Consider the following 16,869-nt stretch of genomic DNA (forward strand, 5'->3'; position numbering starts at 1 on the left):
TGGACCTTACGAGGAGACCCTGATGATTGCACATGGGCGGCTCGCCACCTTCACCGCCGGCGGCAAGGCGCGCTATGGCGCGGCCACCGGCAAGGGTGTCGTCGACCTGTCGGCGCGCCACGGTCAATGGCCGACGCTACGCGAAGTGATCGAGGCCGGCGCCTTGCGGCGGCTGGCGGAAGAGGCCGAGGCCTTCCCGATCGATTTTCCGCTCGACGCCATCGCCTACGAAATCCCGGTGCCTTCACCGGAAAAGATCATCTGCGTCGGCGTCAACTATCCGGACCGCAACGAGGAGTACAAGGACGGCCAGGCGGCGGCCTCCAACCCGTCGCTGTTCGTCCGCTTTCCCCGCTCCTTCGTCGGCCATGGCGCGCCGCTGGTGCGGCCGCCGGAATCACCGCAGCTCGATTATGAAGGCGAAATCGTCATCGTCATCGGCAAGGCCGGCCGGCGCATCGCCGAGGCCGACGCGCTCGGCCATATCGCGGCGCTGTCCCTGTGCAATGAAGGCACCATCCGCGACTGGGTGCGGCATGCCAAGTTCAACGTCACCCAAGGCAAGAATTTCGACCGCAGCGGCTCGATCGGCCCATGGCTGGTGCCGTTCACCGACGAGGCGCAGATCGCCGACATCGCGCTGACCACCCGCGTCAATGGCGAGTTGCGCCAGCAGGACCGCACCAGCCGCATGATCTTCTCCTTTCGCAAGATTATCGCCTATGTCTCGACCTTCACCACGCTGGTGCCTGGCGATATCATCGTCACCGGCACGCCGACGGGTGCCGGTGCGCGCTTCGAGCCGCCGATCTGGCTGAAGCCGGGCGATGTCATCGAGGTGGAGGCCGATGGCATCGGCGTGCTGCGAAACGGCGTCGTCGACGAGGCAGGACAATGACCCCGGAGCAAGTGGAAGATGCCGCGGCACGGCTGTTCGAGGCCGAGCGTTCGCGCCGCCAGATCCGTCTGCTCAGCCTCGATTTTCCCGAGGCGACGATGGAGGATGCCTATCGCGTGCAGGCGGCGCTGGTGACGCGCAAGATCGATGCCGGGCTGAAACCGAAGGGCTGGAAGATCGGGCTGACCTCCAAGGCGATGCAATATGCACTCGCCATCGACACTCCGGATTCGGGCGTGCTGTTCGACGACATGTTCTTCAACGACGGCGCGACGGTTCCGGCCGGCCGCTTCATCCAGCCGCGCGTCGAAGCCGAGATCGCCTTCGTCATGAAGGCGCCCCTGAAGGGCCCCGGCGTGACGATCTTCGACGTGCTCAACGCCACCGACTACATCACGCCGGCGCTGGAAATCCTCGACACGCGCATCGAGCGCGTCAATGCCGAGACCAAGAAGGCGCGCACCTTCTTCGACACGATTTCAGACAATGCCGCCAATGCCGGCATCGTCATCGGCGGCCGGCCGCAGCGGCCCGATGAGGCCGACATGCGCTGGATCGGCGCCATCGTTTCGCGCAATGCCGAGGTCGAGGAAACCGGGCTCGGCGCCGGCGTGCTCAACCATCCGGCGATGGGCATTGCCTGGCTGGCCGACAGGCTCGCCCGCTACGGCATGTCGATCGCGGCCGGCGAGGTGGTGCTGTCAGGCTCTTTCGTGCGCCCGGTCGAGGCGCGTCCCGGCGATACGATCGTCGCCGATTTCGGCAATTCGGGCACGGTCAGCATCCATTTCGCGAAGGGCTGACGGTTCTCTCGTCAGCCCGTCCGGCATTCCCTATTCGCCACACAGATAGGCAATCACCACATCGGCGGCGATGGCCGACATGCGCATGCCGACCTCCCTGGTGATGTCGCCTTCGACGCGGCTCTGCACCCAGCCGAGGAAGGCGAAGGCCCGCAAGGCCGAGAACAGCGGCAATGCGGCGATGTCCCGCGCGGTCAGCGTCCGTTCCTGCCTATAGCCGTCGAGCAAAGCGGCTTCGATCAGCGGATAGATCGCCTCCTCGCGGTTCTGGTAGAGCGCGACGGCGAGGTCGTACATGTGCCAGCCATAGCCGCAGTCGTCGAAGTCGATGATGCGGATCGCACCGTCATGGACGAGCACGTTCTCGCGCACCAGATCGGCGTGGATGATGCCGAAATTACGGGCGCTGCGTTCATGCGCCGACAGCGCCTTCACGGCCTTTTCCCGCGCCTGGAAAACCAGCTCGCGACGGGCGCCGTCGAGGAAGGGCGAGGTCTCGAAGCGGCCCCAGGTCGGGTTGGCGCCGAAGAAGCCGTCAAAGTCCCAGGCATGACGGGCAAAGCCGGCGGGCGGCGTCCAGGCTGCTGTGACATTGTGCATGTGGGCGATGGTCCGCCCGATCTCGGTAAAGACCTGTCTTGCCTGCTCAGGCGTAAAATCCAGCGGTACGCCTCGTGCCCCGACGGCGCGGCCTTCCAACCAGCTCAGGCAATCGGCTTGCCGGGGTTGGGCCGAAGCGTTCGCGCTGACAAGCACGAACAGATCGCCGGCCGGCGTGGCGACCGGAGACGGCGTGGCGATACCGGCCGATTGCAGAAAACCCATCCATCGCAGTTCCGAGCGCAGGGCGGCATCTGTGTGATAGCCAAGCCGGTGAATGCGCATGGCGGCGGGCTGGCCGTTGGGCAAGCGGATGCGGAAGACCGCGTTCTCGCGGAATTTCAGCAGCTCCGGCTCACCCTCGTGAACACCCCAATGTTCGAGCGCGCACCTGGCAAGCGCCGTGACGTCCGCTGCCGTCTCCGGCTCGGATTGCGTGGAAACAGCGCTCACGCCTTCACTCCGCCGACTTCACCCAGCACCTCGTCAAGCAGCCCGATCAGGACGTCGGCATTGTCTCGGGAGAACGGCATTGGTGGGCGGATCTTCAGCACATTGCCGTGGATGCCGGTCTTGCCCATCAGCACGCCGCGATGGCGCATGCGGTTGGCGACCTGCTCGGCGATGTCGGGCGCGGGTTCGCGGGTCTCGCGGTCGTGAACCAGTTCGGCGCCGAAGAACAGGCCGGCGCCCCTGATCTCGCCGATGCATTCATGGCGCTCGGCCAGCGGGCGCAGCAGCCCAAGCGCATAGGCGCCGACATCGCGTGCGTTGGCGACGAGATTTTCCTGCTCGATGACGTCGAGGACGGCATTCGCCACCGCGCAGGAGACCGGGTTGCCGCCAAAGGTGTTGAAGTAGCGGAAAGCGTTGCGGAAGGTCGCCAATATATCCCTGGTGGTGACTACGGCGGCGACCGGGTGGCCGTTGCCCATCGGCTTGCCCATGGTGACGATGTCGGGAACGAAACCGGCGCGCTGGTGGCCCCAGAAATGGCTGCCGGTGCGGCCGAAACCGGGCTGCACCTCATCGGCGATGATCAGGCCACCGGCCTGGCGCACCGCCGCCACGGCGTCATCGAAAAAGCTGCTGGGAAGTGTCGGAAATCCCTCATTGGCGAGCAGCGGACAAAGGATGATGCCGGACAGGCCGATGCCGTCCTTTGCCAGCGAGGCGATGGCTTCGCGCACCGCGTCGCCAAAAGCCTTGCCATTCGCCATCGTATCAGGGTGGCGAAAACTATCGGGCGCCGGCACCAGCCTGACATTGCGGGCGCGGCCGCCGACCGGCGGCATGCGGGTGCTGAGCTGCGAAACCGCAGCCGTATTGCCGTGATAGGTGGCGTCGGTGGCGATGATGCCCATGCGGCCGGTCGCGGCCTGCGCCATGCGCAGCGCGATGTCGTTGGCCTCGCTGCCGGTGCAGGTCAGGATGGCGGTCGACAGGCTGGCATCGAAGGTCGCGGTCAACCGCTCGACATAGTCGAGGATGGCGGTGTGCAAATAGCGCGTGTGGGTGTTGAGCAGGCTTGCCTGCCGGCACAGGGCCTCCACCACATGCGGATGGCAATGACCGACATGGGCGACATTGTTGTAGGCATCGAGATATTTGCGGCCATCGGCATCGTAGAGCCAGACGCCTTCGCCGCGCACCAGATGCACGGGCTCGTCATAGAACAATTGCGATTTCGCGCCGAGCAGGCGGGAACGCCGGCTAACCAGCGCCTCTTGCGATTGAGTCATTTGCGTCTCGAAACTCCGTTCCATCCACTAAGCCGTCAGACCTTCGACAGGCCGACATCGAGCGCTTCGCCGATCTTCGCAACGTCGGCGGCGCTGATGATCAGCGGCGGCGACAGGATGATGGTGTTGCCGGACACGCGCAGCATGACGCCGGCTTCGTAGGCCGCCTCCGAAACCATGGCCATGGTCTTCTTGTCGGCCGGCTTTTTCGTCGTGCGGTCCGAGACCAGTTCCAGCGCCGCCATCAGGCCCTTGTACCGGACATCACCGACGATCGCATGCTTGGCCTTCAGCCCCTCCAGCACGGCCGCGAGTTCGGTACCCCGCGCGGCCGCGTTCTCGTTCAGGCGAAGCCGTTTGGTTTCGGCAAGCGCCGCCAGGCCCGCCGCGCAGCCGACCGGATGGCCGGAATAGGTATAGCCGTGACCGATCGCGCCGAAGCTGGTTTTGTCCGCCTCGAAAACATCGGCCACCTTGGCGCCGATCAGCGTGGCGCCGAGCGGGAAATAGCCGGAGGTGATCGCCTTGGCGATGGTCATGAAATCCGGCTTCACTCCCGACAGCCGTGAGCCCGACCAGGCGCCGGTGCGGCCGAAGCCGGTGACAACTTCATCGGCGATCAAAAGGATCTCGTGGCGGTCGCAGATCTCGCGCACCAGCGGCATGAAGCTCTCATGCGGAACGATGACGCCACCGGCGCCGAGCACCGGCTCCATGATGAAGGCAGCGATGGTGTCGCCGCCCTGGAAGGCGATCTCGTCCTCCAGCGCCCTGGCACACAGCTTCGCCAGCCGCACTGGGTCGGTCTCGTCGAAGGGGTTGCGGAAGGTCCAGGGTGCCGGAATGTGGAAGACGCCTGGCAGCAATGGCTCGTAGTTGCGGCGGAAATTGGCGTTGCCGTTGACCGAGGCGCCGCCGAAATGCGTGCCGTGATAACCCTTCTTCAGCGCCAGGAACTTGGTGCGGTCGGCCTGGCCGCGGATCTTCCAATACTGCCTGGCCAGTCGGAGTGCTGTTTCGACCGAATCCGAACCGCCCGAGGTGAAGAAGGTCCGCACCATGCCTTCGGGCTCGAACCATTCGCAGAGTTCGTAGGCGAGCTCGATCGACGGCCCGGTCGAGGTGCCGCGAAAACCGGAATAATAGGGCAGCGCCGAAAGCTGGTCGGCGATCGCCTTCTTGATCGGGTCGCAGCTGTAGCCGAGATTGACGTTCCACAGGCCGCCGACGGCATCGAGCACGGTGTTGCCGGCGATGTCGGTGACCATCACACCCTCGCCTTTCATGATGACCTTCGGCGGGTTGGCCCGCATCTCGGCCGGATGCGCCATCGGGTGCCAGATCGGCTTGGCGTTGGTCTCGGTGAGGAAATTGATGTCGCGCATGGCAGGCTCCGCAAATGGTCTCAGGCAACTGGGACGAGGTCGAAATGGCCGAGTGCTTCGGCATAGGATTGGCCCGGGTGGGCGACGTCGAAATGAACCGTGCGCATGCCGGCGGCGATACCGCCATCGATATTGCGCTGCTGGTCGTCGACGAAGACGCAGGCCCCGGCCGGCAGGCCAAGCGCCTCGGTGACGAAGGCATAGGCGCGCGGATCGGGCTTGAGGATGCCGGTATAGGTGGCGTCGACGATCACGTCGAACAGGTCGAGCAGCGGCAGCCGGCGGCGGAAGTCGGCGCCGTAGAACAGGTCGAGTTCGTTGGACAGGATCGCCAGCTGAAATCCGGCCGCATGCACGGTGCGAATGGCATGGTCGGCTTCGGGCCGCACCACCTTTTCCGGCTCCGCGCCGCGCGCGCGCCGGACGAAGGTTTCCATCGCCTGCCAGTCTTCGCCGACCAGCCGGCCGACCTCGCTTGTGCGGGTACGCCAATAGTCACGCTCGCTGATCTCATCGGCCTGCATCGCGCGCCACAGCGGATCGCTGCCTGGATCGAACGGCCCGCGCCATTGCAGCGTTCCCTCGATGAGGCCGAGCGCCTGTTCGGTCAAGGCGTGCGTCTCGAACAGCGTCCGGGTGACGACGCCACCGAAATCGAGGACAAGCGCCTGGGCCGGCAGAGCGCTCACGCGGCCACCCCCTTGGCCGGTATGCCACGCGGAATGATGCCTTCCTCGACCCAGCGGTCGAAGATTTCGAGCGCCTTGCCGACGAAGTCGTCGCTGTTGATGTGGGCGTCGATCTCGTGGAACTCGACGCCAGCGGGAATCGCCCTGCGCATTTCGTCGGCGAAGGCGGCCAAGGCTTCGGGTTCATAGAGCGGCTCGCCTTGCGTATCCCATTCCTGGATGCCTTGGGAAGGCAGGATGAAGGCGGAGCGACCTTTCGCGGCGCCGAGCTTGGCGGCGATGGTCCTGGCGACCTGGCGACGATCATCGGCATCGACAGTGACCGAGCCGATCAGCCGGTTGTGGGCGTGGAACGGCCGCTTAGAGAATTTAGCCGGCAAATCCTGCCAGGTCGGCAGATCGACCATATCCACGGCGCCGGGTGCTGCGATCTGCGGAATGCCGCGGGCACCGGCATTCTCCAGCCGGTCGGCGCCCGAACTGACAACGGAGCCGGCCAGATGGTTGGTGATTTCCTGCAGGCTGAAATCGAACACCGCGCAGAAGTGCCCCTGTCCGGCGATCGATTCGAAGGCGCGGCCGCCCATTCCGGTGGTGTGGAAGACGGCAACGTCATAGCCGCGCCGCTCCAGCGCCGGTTTCAGCGTCTTCATGTAGCGCAGGCAGCTGCTGCCGAGCGACGTCATGCCGATGGTTGGCCCGATGGCGGGAGTCGTGGCGCGCGACTCGAGTACGATCCTGGCTGCTCCGACAACCGCGCCGCAGGCCTGCGACAGGACCAGCTTGCAGATCGAGTTGAGGCCGTACAGTCCGCCCGCCCACAGGATCATCATCAGGTCGGGCGCGACGCGCTCGGGCGGGATCAGGTGCGAATAGGCGATGGTCGAGACGACGAATTTCGGCACGCCGAGCGGCAGGCAAAGCGCCACGTCGAGCGCCAGGTCGGTTCCCATCGAGCCGCCGATGGCGATGAAGGCGTCGATCTCACCGCTTTGATGGAGCTTGCGCGCCAGCTGCACGGCGCCGCCGGCCATCAGCGTCATGGCGGTGTTCTCGTCGCCGCTCGAGACGATTTCGGCAATCGTCACATCGACGGCGCGGGCGACGGCATGCTTGTCATGATCCGGGCTGTAGGGCGGGTCGCCGAGCACGCTGACATCCATCATCATGGCGCTGCCGCCCGATGCCTCGATGCACTGTTTCATGAACCGCAGCTCGTCGGCCTTGGTGTCGCCCGTGCCGATGACCAGGATGCGGGGCGCTGTTGCCGTCTCTGCAGACATCACGCCTGCCTCCTCAGGGTTTGCAAATTGTCGCCGTTGAGGCGCATCGAAATCTCTCGTGCCGCTTCCATCACCGCAAGTCCCCGTTCCGCGATATCCGCCGTCGTTGTCCTGGCCTTCGGCGCGGCCACCGCGATCGTGCCGAGCGCAAATCCGTCAGCCGCACGGATTGCCGCCGCGACGCTGATGACACCCTCCTCGAAACCCTGGTCGCAGATCGAATAGCCGCGATCGCGCGCCTCGCCGATGGATCCGGAAATGGCCGCCGGCTCGACAAGCGTATGCGCCGTGAAGGCGTTGAGCGCACCCGCCAGGCATGCCTTGACGATCTCGTCGCTGGCGAAGGCCAGATAGGCGATGCCGGACGCGGTCGAATACAGAGGCAGAAGCTGACCGATATCGACATTGACCCGGTTTGCCCGCGCCGGATGTTCGACATGGACGGTGACCAGCGTGTCGACGCCGAATTCCGACAAATGCACGGTCTCGGCCGTCGAGGCCGCGAGATCCCGCACCAAGGGAACTGCCGTCTGCAGGAAGGGAAAGCGCGCCTCGCGTATGCGCGCCAGCCGCGACAGGCCGGCGCCGAGGCGATAGTGCCGCGTGCCCGTATCCTGCTCGACGAAACCATGGCCGGTCAACGCCATCAGCAGCCGCCGCGTCGTCGCCTTGTCGAAGCCCGAGCGGCGCGCCAGATCGGACAGCCCTAGCTCGGACTCGTCGACGGTGAACAACTCCAGAAGTGAGATCGCTTTTCCGACCGTACCCAAATTTGCCTCCCAGTGCGGGACAATCAATTAACGTGTGAATTAACTTGACAGGCATCGGCTTTGTTTGCAAGTCTATATTCAAAATAATGGTTCAAATAATGAACCGACCACCAGAGCGCATGGGACAGGCCATTCGGCCGGTAAATAGGAGGGACCAATGTCAGCAGTTTCGGAACAGGCGCCGGCCAACAGGCTGCGCAAGAACAGTCTTGGCGTCGGCGCCATCACCTTCATGGTGATTTCGGCGGCGGCACCCCTTACCGCGGTCGCCGGCGGTACGCCGCTCGGCATGCTGATGGGCAATGGCGCCGGCTTTGCCGGCACCTATCTCATCGTCACCATCCTGCTGCTTTTGTTCGCGGTCGGCTATGTCGCCATGTCACGCCATGTCGGCAATGCCGGCGCCTTCTATGCCTATGCGGCGCGCGGCCTCGGCAGCATGGCCGGCGGCGCCACGGCGCTGATCGCCATCCTGTCCTACAACGCCATGCAGATCGGCGTCATGGGCCTGCTGGGTGCCGCAACCGCCGGCCTGTTCGCCGGCTGGGGCATCAACCTGCCGTGGTGGGTGTGGAGCTTCATCGCCATCGCGCTGGTCGCCGTGCTCGGCTACCGGCAGGTCGATTTGTCGGCCAAGATCCTGACGGTGCTGGTGCTGTGCGAATATCTGGTGGTGCTGATCCTCGACATCGCCATCCTCAAGACCGGCGGCGATAGCGGCCTGTCGGCGGTGCCATTCAGCTGGAGCCAGATCGTCAGCGGCTCGCCGGCCATCGCCATCCTGTTCTGCTTTGCCGCCTTCATCGGTTTCGAGGCGACGACGATCTATGCCGAGGAAGCCCGCGACCCAAAGGTCACCATTCCGCGCGCCACCTATTTCTCGGTCGTGCTGATCGGCGTCTTCTACATGGTCACGGCATGGCTGATGGCGGTCGGCGCCGGTGTCGACAAATTGCTGCCGACACTGCAGGGGCTGCAGGATCCGACGACCTTCCTGTTCGGCCTGTCCGACCGCTACGCCGGAACGATGCTGTCGCAAGCGATGAGCATCCTGTTCGTGTCGAGCCTGTTTGCCGGCGTGCTGGCGTTCCACAATGCGGTTGCCCGCTACATCTATGTCTCGGGCCGCGAGAAGCTGTTGCCGCAGATGATCGGCGTGACGCATTCGGTGCACCAGAGCCCGCATGTCGCCTCCGTCATCCAGAGCGTGCTGGCCGCGGTCGTCGTCGGCCTGTTCGCCGTGCTCGGCCTCGATCCGGTGCTGGCGCTGTTTTCCTGGCTGACCAATGTCGCGACGCTCGGCGTCATCGTGATGATGGCGGTAGCCTCGCTGGCCGTGGTGATGTTCTTCCGGGCCAACCCGTCGGCCCACGAGAACGCGTTGAAGACCACCATCCTGCCAGGGCTGACCTTCATCGCCTTCGTCATCATCATCTATTTGATCGTCATCAATTTCGGCAGCCTGTCGGGAGCCGGCGGCTTTCTTGGCGTGTTCCTGCCGGGGCTGGTGCTGATCGCTGCGGTCGTCGGACTGCTGCTGGCCAGCGCGCTGAAGAGCCGTGATCCCATAGCCTTCGAGAATCTCGGCCAGCCGCTGAAAGATTGAGAAAGCAAGGGGGCGGCGTGGCACGCCGCTCCCTTCCACCTCAAAGGGAGTGGCGGGTTTGAGCTTTGCAGAAAACATCACCGTCGAGGCGTTGGAAGCCGATCCATACCCGATCTATGCAGAGCTCAGGCGCAGTGCGCCGGTCGCCTTCGTGCCGGCGGTCAATCTGTGGTTCGTCACCCGCTGGAAGGATGTCGAGAGCGTCGCCAAGTCGCCCGACATCTTCTCCGCCGTCGTCGGCTCGTCGCCGGTCGAGCGCTCCTTCGGCAAGCCGACCATCCTGACCACCGACGGCGAGATGCACAGGCAACTACGCCAGGGCGTCGACCCGAAATACCGGCCGCGCACCGTCGCCGCCTATGCCGGCGACCTCGTGCGGTCGATCGCCGAGCCCTATCTCGACCGGATCGCCGAACAGGGCTCCGCCGAGCTGATGGCCGACTATTTCGAGCCGGTGTCGACGCTCAGCCTGGCACGCTCGCTCGGCCTTGCCGACATCGACATGCCGACGCTGCGCCGCTGGTTCTACGGCCTCGCCCAGGGCGCCATCAACTTCGAGAACGACCCGAAGCGGCAGGAGATCGCCGACGCGATCAGCGCCGAGGTCGGCAATGCCATCCTGCCGACGCTGGAAAGGCTTGTCCACACACCGGATGACTCCGCGCTGTCGCATATGCTGCATGACGGCATGCCGGCAGGCACAACGCGGCCGATCGACTTCCTGATGCCGAGCATCAAAGTCATCCTGCTTGGCGGCATGCAGGAGCCCGGACATGGCGCCGGCTCGATCCTCGCCGGCCTGCTTTCGCATCCCGAGCAATTGCGGCAGGTGCTCGATGATCCCGAGACCTTCGTGCCGAAGGCGGTTGACGAGGGCTTGCGCTGGGTGGCGCCGATCGGCACGCAGACGCGGCAGACGACACGGGCGGTTGAGTTGGGCAGCGCGACGATTCCAGCCGGTGCTGCCGTCGCCGCACTCGTCTCTTCGGCAAGCCGCGACGAGAGCCGCTTTGCTGATCCCGACCGCTTCGACATCAACCGCGACGAAGGCAATCATGCCGCCTTCGGCTTCGGCCATCATTTCTGTTCGGGCCGGTTTTTCGCGCGCGAGCAGATGTGCCTTGCGGTAAGGCTGCTGCTCCAACGGTTCCCCGATCTCAGCCTTGTGCCGGGCAAGGAACCGGTGTTTCGCGGCTGGGAATTCCGCGCGCCAACCACATTGCATGTTTCCCTTGGAGTCCGTCACCAATGATCAATCAGAATGCCATCGACACGCTGCGCACAATCGAGATCGGCGCGCGGGGCCTGTTCATCGATGGCGCACAGACCGGTGGCACGGAAGGCGCGAGCCTGACGGTGACATCGCCGATCGACGGCCGGCCTTTCGCCAGCATCGCCGACGGCAATGCCGCCGACATCGATCGTGCGGTCAGGTCGGCGCGCAAGGCGTTCGAGAAGGGCTCGTGGTCGCGCTCGGCACCGGCCTTTCGCAAGAAGGTGCTGACGCGGTTCGCCGAGCTGGTCGAGAAACACGCCGACGAGTTGGCCGTGCTCGGCGTGCGCGACAATGGCACCGAGATCGGCATGGCCTACAAGGCCGAACCGCTGTCGGCCGCCGGCACCATCCGCTACTATGCCGAGGCGATCGACAAGGTCTATGGCGAGATCGCGCCGACGGCCGACAATCTGCTGGGGCTGATCCACAAGGAGCCGCTCGGCGTCGTCGGAATCATCGTGCCGTGGAACTTTCCGCTGATGATCGGCGCCTGGAAGATCGCGCCGGCACTTGCCGCCGGCAATTGCGTGGTGGTCAAGCCGCCGGAGATCGCTTCGCTGACGCTGCTGCGGCTGGCCGAACTGGCAAGCGAGGCCGGCTTGCCCCCCGGTGTGCTCAACGTCGTCACCGGCCGTGGCGCGATCACCGGCGAAGCGCTTGGCCTGCATATGGATGTCGACGCCATCGCCTTCACCGGATCGGGACCGGTCGGCCGGCGGCTGCTCGAATATTCGGCGCGCTCCAATCTGAAGCGCGTCTTCCTCGAACTCGGCGGCAAGTCGCCCAACATCGTCTTTGCCGACGCCCCTGACCTGAAACAGGCGGCGGTCGTCTCGGCCAACGGCATCTTCCGCAATTCCGGCCAGGTCTGCGTCGCCGGCTCGCGGCTGCTCGTCCAGGCGGCGGTCTATGACCGCTTCATGGACACGCTTCTCGCTGCGACCACGCGGCTCAAAGTCGGCGATCCGCTCGATCTCTTGAGTGATGTCGGCGCGGTGTCGAGCGCCGAACAGCTGAACAAGAACCTCGGTTTCGTCGCCAGGGCCACCGAAGAAGGCGCCCGGCTGGTCACCGGCGGCGAGCGGATCCTGGCCGAGACCGGCGGCAGCTACATGGCGCCGACGATCTTCGAGAATGTCACACAAGACATGCAGCTTGCGCGCGAGGAGGTGTTCGGGCCAGTGCTCGGCGTCATGCGCTTCGAGACCGAGGAGGAGGCGGTGCGGCTCGCCAATTCGACCGTCTACGGGCTCGCCTCGGCGGTGTGGACCGCCAACCTCTCCACCGCGCATCGCATGGTGCGCGCCATCAATGCCGGCGTCGTCCATGTCAACACCTATGGCGGCGCCGACATCACCGTTCCGCTCGGCGGCGTCAAGCAGTCCGGCTTCGGCCGCGACAAGTCGCTGCACGCGCTGGAGAAATATCTGGAACTCAAGACGGCCTGGATCGCCCTTTGAGAACCCGCCGGGTGCCCTGAGAATCTGACTGCCCTCCCGAGACCACCGGATCGCAGCGCAGCCCGCCGCGGTCGATCCGGTGGCGTCTTGTTCTCCCTCACGCGAAAATTTTGAGAGAATATTCCCGGCTTTGACGAGAACGGCGAAACGCGTTCTTTGATATAATCGATAGAATTTCTGAGGATGGGACCAAGGCTAGGCAATCCGCCTGGCTGCCATGACTTCACAACCGCAGAGATCAATCATGTCCGACTTCAAGAACACTTTGCCATCTTCCCTTTGGTCAACCGTCAACCGGCGCAGCGGCTTGGCTCTGCTGTTCGCATCGGCCGTCGCGGTCGGCAGCCTGATGGCGCCTCATGCGTCGTTCGCCGAAGACAAGAAAGCGATCAAGGTCGGCATCATCAGCGGCGAGGACGAGGATGTCTGGCGCGTCGTCGTCGCCCAGGCGGCCGAAAAGGGCCTCTCTATCGAGACCGTGGTGTTCAACGACTACACCCAGCCCAACGAGGCGCTGGAGCGCGGCGAAATCGACGCCAACGCCTTCCAGCACCAGCCCTATCTCGACAACAAGATCAAGACTCAAGGCTATCACATCGTGCGCGTCGGCTATACCGGCGTCTGGCCGATCGGCCTCTACTCGAAGAAATATACCAAGGTCGCCGACCTGCCCGAGGGCGCGGTCATCGGCGTGCCGAACGATCCCTCCAATGAAGGCCGGGCGCTGCGCGTGCTGCAGAACGAGGGCGTGATCAAGCTGAAGGACGGCACCGGCATTCTGGCCACCACCGCAGACATCGCCGAGAACGCCAAGAAGGTGGTGATCAAGGAACTCGACGCCGGCATTGTCGGCCGCTCGGTCGAGGATCTCGACGCCGCCGTGGTCAACACCGACTGGGCGCTGAAAAGCGGCCTGACGCCGGAAAACCGCATCGCGCAGGAGCCGATATCAGACAATCCCTACCGCAACTTCATCGCGGTGAAGGTCGGCAACGAGAATGAGGCCTGGGTGAAGACGCTGGTGGCATCCTATCAGAACGAGGCTGTGAAGGCCGAGTTCGACAAGGTCTACAAGGGCACCGGCCTCAGCGCCTATTGATCCGATCCTCGGCCGGAAGCCCGGTTCGAGAGCAACAGCGGTCCGCGCTCAGGCGCGGGCCGCGATTGCGTTTTCGGATGGCGAGAACAGGAACATTCATGAACCAACATATCAAGGCATCCGGGGACACCGCCGATCCGACCCAGGCCCGAACCGAGGCGTCTCAGGACGTCGTGCGCCTTGTCGAGCTGAAGCGCCGCTTCGGCGTGACGGCGGCGCTCGACGGCGTCTCGCTGACCGTGCGCAAGGGCGAGATCCTCGGCATTATCGGCCGCAGCGGCGCCGGCAAATCGACGCTGATCCGCTGCCTGAACGGGCTGGAACGGCCTGACTCCGGCGAGGTGTTCATCGAAGGCCGCGAGATCAGCCGGCTTGGCGAGCGCGACCTGCAGCCGCTGCGGCGGCGCATCGGCATGATCTTCCAGCATTTCAACCTGCTGTCGGCCAAGACCGTCGAGGACAATGTGGCGCTGCCGCTGAAGATCGAGGGCCGCCCGAAAGCCGAGCGACTGAAGCGCGCCGCCGAACTGCTCGATCTCGTCGGCCTGTCGGAGAAAGCCAAAGCCTATCCGGCGTCGCTGTCGGGTGGCCAGAAGCAGCGTGTCGGCATCGCCAGGGCGCTTGCCGCGCGCCCGGCGCTGCTTTTGTCGGATGAAGCCACTTCGGCGCTCGATCCGGAGACGACGCGCTCCATCCTCGCCCTGCTGAAAGACATCAACCGGCAGCTTGGTCTGACCATCCTTTTGATCACCCACGAGATGGAGGTGATCCGTTCGATCGCCGACCGCGTTGCGGTGATCGACGCCGGCCGCATCGTCGAGGAAGGGCCGGTGTGGTCGGTGTTTGCCGACCCGCGCTCCGAGATCACGCGCAGCCTGCTCGGCGCCATCCGGCCGCAGCTGCCGGCCGAGCTGGCAGCCCGGCTGCTGCCGGCGGCCGGCGCGGAGACGATCCTGCGCGTGGACGTGGCCGGCGAAGCGGCAAGCGGCCCGCTGCTGTCCGACCTTGCCGTGGCTGTTCCAGGTTCCTTCCGCCTCGTCCATGGCGGCATCGACCATATCCAGCAGCAGCCCGTCGGCACGCTGTTCCTGTCTGTTCCGGGCAGCGATGCAAACCACATCGCTGATGTCATCACATTCCTGAAGGCCCGCCAGGCGCGGGTGGAGGTGCTTGGCCATGTCGCCAATCCTGTTTGAGCTTCTGCTGCGTTCGATCTGGGAAACGGTGCTGATGACGGCCGCCTCCGGCCTCATCTCGCTGGTGTTCGGCCTGCCGCTCGGCCTCGCCTTGATCGCCACCGAACGCGGCGGCATTGCCGAGAGCCTCTGGGTGAACCGCGCGCTCGGCGCCGTCATCAACGGCTTCCGCTCGGTGCCCTTCATCATCCTTCTGGTGGCGCTGATCCCGGTGACGCGGCTGATCGTCGGCACCTCGATCGGCACCTGGGCGGCCATCGTGCCGCTGTCGATCGCCGCCACGCCCTATTATGCGCGCATCGCCGAAGTGTCGCTGCGCGAGGTCGACCGCGGCTTGATCGAGGCCGCGCGCGCCATGGGCGGCAACCGCTGGACGATCATCCGCGAGGTGCTGGTGCCCGAAGCCCTGCCCGGCATCGTCGCCGGCTTCACGGTGACGCTGGTGACATTGATCGGCGCGTCGGCGATGGCCGGCGCGATTGGCGCCGGTGGCCTCGGCGACCTCGCCATCCGCTACGGCTATCAGCGGTTTGAGACATCCGTGATGATCGCCGTGGTCATCGTGCTGATCATCCTGGTCTGCGGCATCCAGTGGGTGGGGGATCGGTTGGTGGCGCGGCTGGATCGGCGGGGGTGAAAGACTACCTGATGGCACGGCCGCGTGCAGGATAGGCGGAGGCCTCCCCGCCTTCGTCATCCACGGGCGAAGCAGGAGCGAAGCTCCGTCGCGGAGACCCGAGGATCCATTCCGTGACCTTAGCCGTGGAATGCAGCGGAGCAGAATTCTGCACCGTAGTGACGCGTTGGAGTCCCGGCATGGATCCTCGGGTCTGCGCTGCGTCGCTTCGCTCCTTGCTCCGCCCGTGGGTGACGAAGCGGTGGGCGTTTCCGCCAATCACCAACGCACGCAGTTATTGACGCAAGCCGAGTTAGCTCCGCAACCTGACCCCTTCCGGATCGAAGAACGGTATCGGCGCCACGACTGCTCGCGTCGGCCTGCCGTCGATATCGATGCTGAGCTCGGTGCCGACAGCGGTAAAAGGCAGCCGCAGATGTGCGGCCGCCAGCACCTTGCCGAGGGAATAGCCGTGGTCGCTGTAGGTGACGATGCCGGCGTCCTCGCCATCGGCCAGAACCCTGGCATCGGTCGCGGCTGGCCTGTCACCGTCGAGGATCAACCCGACCCATTGCTCGTCGAGACCTTTGTCGCGGACCTTGAGCAGCGCTTCGCGGCCGACGAAATCGCCCTTGTCGAACTTGATCCAGCGGTCGAGGCCGACATGGAACGGCGTGCGGCTCTCGTCCATGTCGATGCCATGCGCCGGATAGGCTTTTTCCAGCCCGAGCGTGAACATCGCCAGCACGCCATAGGGCTTCAGGCCGAAGTCACGGCCGGTCCGCATCAGCGCCTCCCAGACGGAGGCCGCCTCGTCGGCCGGCACGAACAGTTCGAAGCCGAGTTCGCCGGTCACCCCGGTGCGCGAGATCAGCACCCGCGTGCCGTTGATATGGCCTGACGTGAACGACCAACGCTTCAGCCCATCCAGATCGGCATCCGCAACCAGCGCCTTCAGCAGTTCGCGCGAGCGCGGACCCTGGATGGTCGGGAAGGCGATGGCGGCGGTGATGTCGGTGACATAGGCCTTGCGCCTCTGCGCATGATGCAGCAACCAGGGCAGCATCTTCAGGCGGTTGACCGAGCCGGTCACCAGCATGAAATGCTCCGGCGCCAGACGGAACACGGTGAGGTCGTCCATGATGCCGCCATCCTCGCGGCAGACCGTGGAATAGCGCACCTGTCCGGGCTTCATGGCGGCGGCATCGTTGACGATGACATGGTTGACCAGCGCCTCGGCATCCGGCCCCTTGATGTCCATCTTGCCCATGGTGCTGAGATCCTGCACGCCGACATTCTTGCGGGTGTTCAGGTGCTCGTCGGCAATGCCGGAGTAATATTTGGCCGAGATGAAATCGCCGCCGACACGACCCATGGTCGCGCCCAGTCCGACGATGCTGCTGTAGAAAGGGGAGCGCCGCTCAGCCAAGGAAGTCTCCATCATTC

The 16,869-nt window shown here is 64.9% G+C and carries 15 protein-coding genes; 8 read left to right on the forward strand and 7 right to left on the reverse strand.

All coding sequences use genetic code 11. The annotated features are described in order from the left end of the window. The first annotated feature begins 22 nt into the window (after positions 1-22). Together HB777_29000 and hpaH are read left to right on the forward strand one after the other, a co-directional pair. Positions 23-898, forward strand: a complete 876-nt coding sequence (locus HB777_29000; protein QND67574.1) for a fumarylacetoacetate hydrolase family protein — start codon at positions 23-25, stop codon at positions 896-898. Continuing rightward, complete coding sequence (hpaH, locus tag HB777_29005) at positions 895-1,701, forward strand: 2-oxo-hepta-3-ene-1,7-dioic acid hydratase (GenBank protein ID QND67575.1); 807 nt, start codon at positions 895-897, stop codon at positions 1,699-1,701. Before HB777_29000 ends, hpaH begins: the two co-directional genes overlap by 4 nt. Before the next feature lie 30 nt (positions 1,702-1,731). Here the strand turns inward: hpaH and HB777_29010 are convergent, their stop codons facing one another. From HB777_29010 to HB777_29035, 6 genes are read right to left on the reverse strand one after another with little or no spacing between them, the layout of a single operon-like run. Beyond that, complete coding sequence (locus HB777_29010) at positions 1,732-2,754, reverse strand: phosphotransferase (protein QND67576.1); 1,023 nt, start codon at positions 2,752-2,754, stop codon at positions 1,732-1,734. Then, entirely contained in the window at positions 2,751-4,043 is a 1,293-nt protein-coding gene (locus HB777_29015; GenBank protein ID QND67577.1) for an aminotransferase class III-fold pyridoxal phosphate-dependent enzyme, read from the reverse strand. Before HB777_29015 ends, HB777_29010 begins: the two co-directional genes overlap by 4 nt. Positions 4,044-4,078: 35 nt before the next feature. Next, positions 4,079-5,428 (reverse strand): aminotransferase class III-fold pyridoxal phosphate-dependent enzyme, encoded by a 1,350-nt coding sequence (locus HB777_29020; GenBank protein ID QND67578.1) that lies wholly within the window; start codon positions 5,426-5,428, stop codon positions 4,079-4,081. Between the two features lie 20 nt (positions 5,429-5,448). Further along, complete coding sequence (locus HB777_29025) at positions 5,449-6,117, reverse strand: HAD-IA family hydrolase (protein QND67579.1); 669 nt, start codon at positions 6,115-6,117, stop codon at positions 5,449-5,451. Continuing rightward, positions 6,114-7,400, reverse strand: a complete 1,287-nt coding sequence (locus HB777_29030; protein QND67580.1) for a UPF0261 family protein — start codon at positions 7,398-7,400, stop codon at positions 6,114-6,116. The genes HB777_29025 and HB777_29030 overlap by 4 nt, the downstream gene beginning before the upstream one ends. Continuing rightward, positions 7,400-8,170 (reverse strand): IclR family transcriptional regulator, encoded by a 771-nt coding sequence (locus HB777_29035; protein ID QND67581.1) that lies wholly within the window; start codon positions 8,168-8,170, stop codon positions 7,400-7,402. Before HB777_29035 ends, HB777_29030 begins: the two co-directional genes overlap by 1 nt. Positions 8,171-8,327: 157 nt before the next feature. On the opposite strand from HB777_29035, the gene HB777_29040 reads away from it, so the two are divergent. The 6 genes from HB777_29040 to HB777_29065 all read left to right on the forward strand — a co-directional run bounded on the left by HB777_29040 (position 8,328) and on the right by HB777_29065 (position 15,444). Next, positions 8,328-9,776: an APC family permease gene (locus HB777_29040; GenBank protein QND67582.1), complete on the forward strand. Its 1,449-nt coding sequence runs from the start codon at positions 8,328-8,330 to the stop codon at positions 9,774-9,776. Between the two features lie 58 nt (positions 9,777-9,834). Next, positions 9,835-11,028, forward strand: a complete 1,194-nt coding sequence (locus tag HB777_29045) for a cytochrome P450 (GenBank protein QND67583.1) — start codon at positions 9,835-9,837, stop codon at positions 11,026-11,028. Next, on the forward strand, positions 11,025-12,512 hold the full coding sequence (locus HB777_29050; GenBank protein QND67584.1) for an aldehyde dehydrogenase: 1,488 nt from the start codon (positions 11,025-11,027) through the stop codon (positions 12,510-12,512). Before HB777_29045 ends, HB777_29050 begins: the two co-directional genes overlap by 4 nt. Before the next feature lie 244 nt (positions 12,513-12,756). Beyond that, a complete protein-coding gene (locus HB777_29055) occupies positions 12,757-13,611 on the forward strand; it encodes a metal ABC transporter substrate-binding protein (GenBank protein ID QND67585.1) in 855 nt (284 codons plus the stop codon). A 98-nt stretch (positions 13,612-13,709) separates the two neighbouring features. After that, positions 13,710-14,807: a methionine ABC transporter ATP-binding protein gene (locus tag HB777_29060; GenBank protein ID QND67586.1), complete on the forward strand. Its 1,098-nt coding sequence runs from the start codon at positions 13,710-13,712 to the stop codon at positions 14,805-14,807. After that, a complete protein-coding gene (locus HB777_29065) occupies positions 14,788-15,444 on the forward strand; it encodes an ABC transporter permease (GenBank protein ID QND67587.1) in 657 nt (218 codons plus the stop codon). Before HB777_29060 ends, HB777_29065 begins: the two co-directional genes overlap by 20 nt. A gap of 292 nt (positions 15,445-15,736) precedes the next feature. Here the strand turns inward: HB777_29065 and HB777_29070 are convergent, their stop codons facing one another. Then, on the reverse strand, positions 15,737-16,867 hold the full coding sequence (locus HB777_29070) for an aminomethyl transferase family protein (GenBank protein ID QND67588.1): 1,131 nt from the start codon (positions 16,865-16,867) through the stop codon (positions 15,737-15,739). Positions 16,868-16,869: the final 2 nt, after the last annotated feature.

It is taken from the genome of Mesorhizobium loti (assembly GCA_014189435.1).
GTDB classification, from domain to species: Bacteria; Pseudomonadota; Alphaproteobacteria; order Rhizobiales; family Rhizobiaceae; genus Mesorhizobium; species Mesorhizobium loti_G.

Coding starts and splice junctions, on each gene's coding strand:
- HB777_29000 (QND67574.1), top strand. CDS start 23: ATGATTGCACATGGGCGGCTCGCCACCTTCACCGCCGGCGGCAAGGCG.
- hpaH (QND67575.1), top strand. CDS start 895: ATGACCCCGGAGCAAGTGGAAGATGCCGCGGCACGGCTGTTCGAGGCC.
- HB777_29015 (QND67577.1), bottom strand. CDS start 4,043: ATGACTCAATCGCAAGAGGCGCTGGTTAGCCGGCGTTCCCGCCTGCTC.
- HB777_29020 (QND67578.1), bottom strand. CDS start 5,428: ATGCGCGACATCAATTTCCTCACCGAGACCAACGCCAAGCCGATCTGG.
- HB777_29030 (QND67580.1), bottom strand. CDS start 7,400: ATGTCTGCAGAGACGGCAACAGCGCCCCGCATCCTGGTCATCGGCACG.
- HB777_29040 (QND67582.1), top strand. CDS start 8,328: ATGTCAGCAGTTTCGGAACAGGCGCCGGCCAACAGGCTGCGCAAGAAC.
- HB777_29050 (QND67584.1), top strand. CDS start 11,025: ATGATCAATCAGAATGCCATCGACACGCTGCGCACAATCGAGATCGGC.
- HB777_29055 (QND67585.1), top strand. CDS start 12,757: ATGTCCGACTTCAAGAACACTTTGCCATCTTCCCTTTGGTCAACCGTC.
- HB777_29060 (QND67586.1), top strand. CDS start 13,710: ATGAACCAACATATCAAGGCATCCGGGGACACCGCCGATCCGACCCAG.
- HB777_29065 (QND67587.1), top strand. CDS start 14,788: ATGTCGCCAATCCTGTTTGAGCTTCTGCTGCGTTCGATCTGGGAAACG.
- HB777_29070 (QND67588.1), bottom strand. CDS start 16,867: ATGATGGAGACTTCCTTGGCTGAGCGGCGCTCCCCTTTCTACAGCAGC.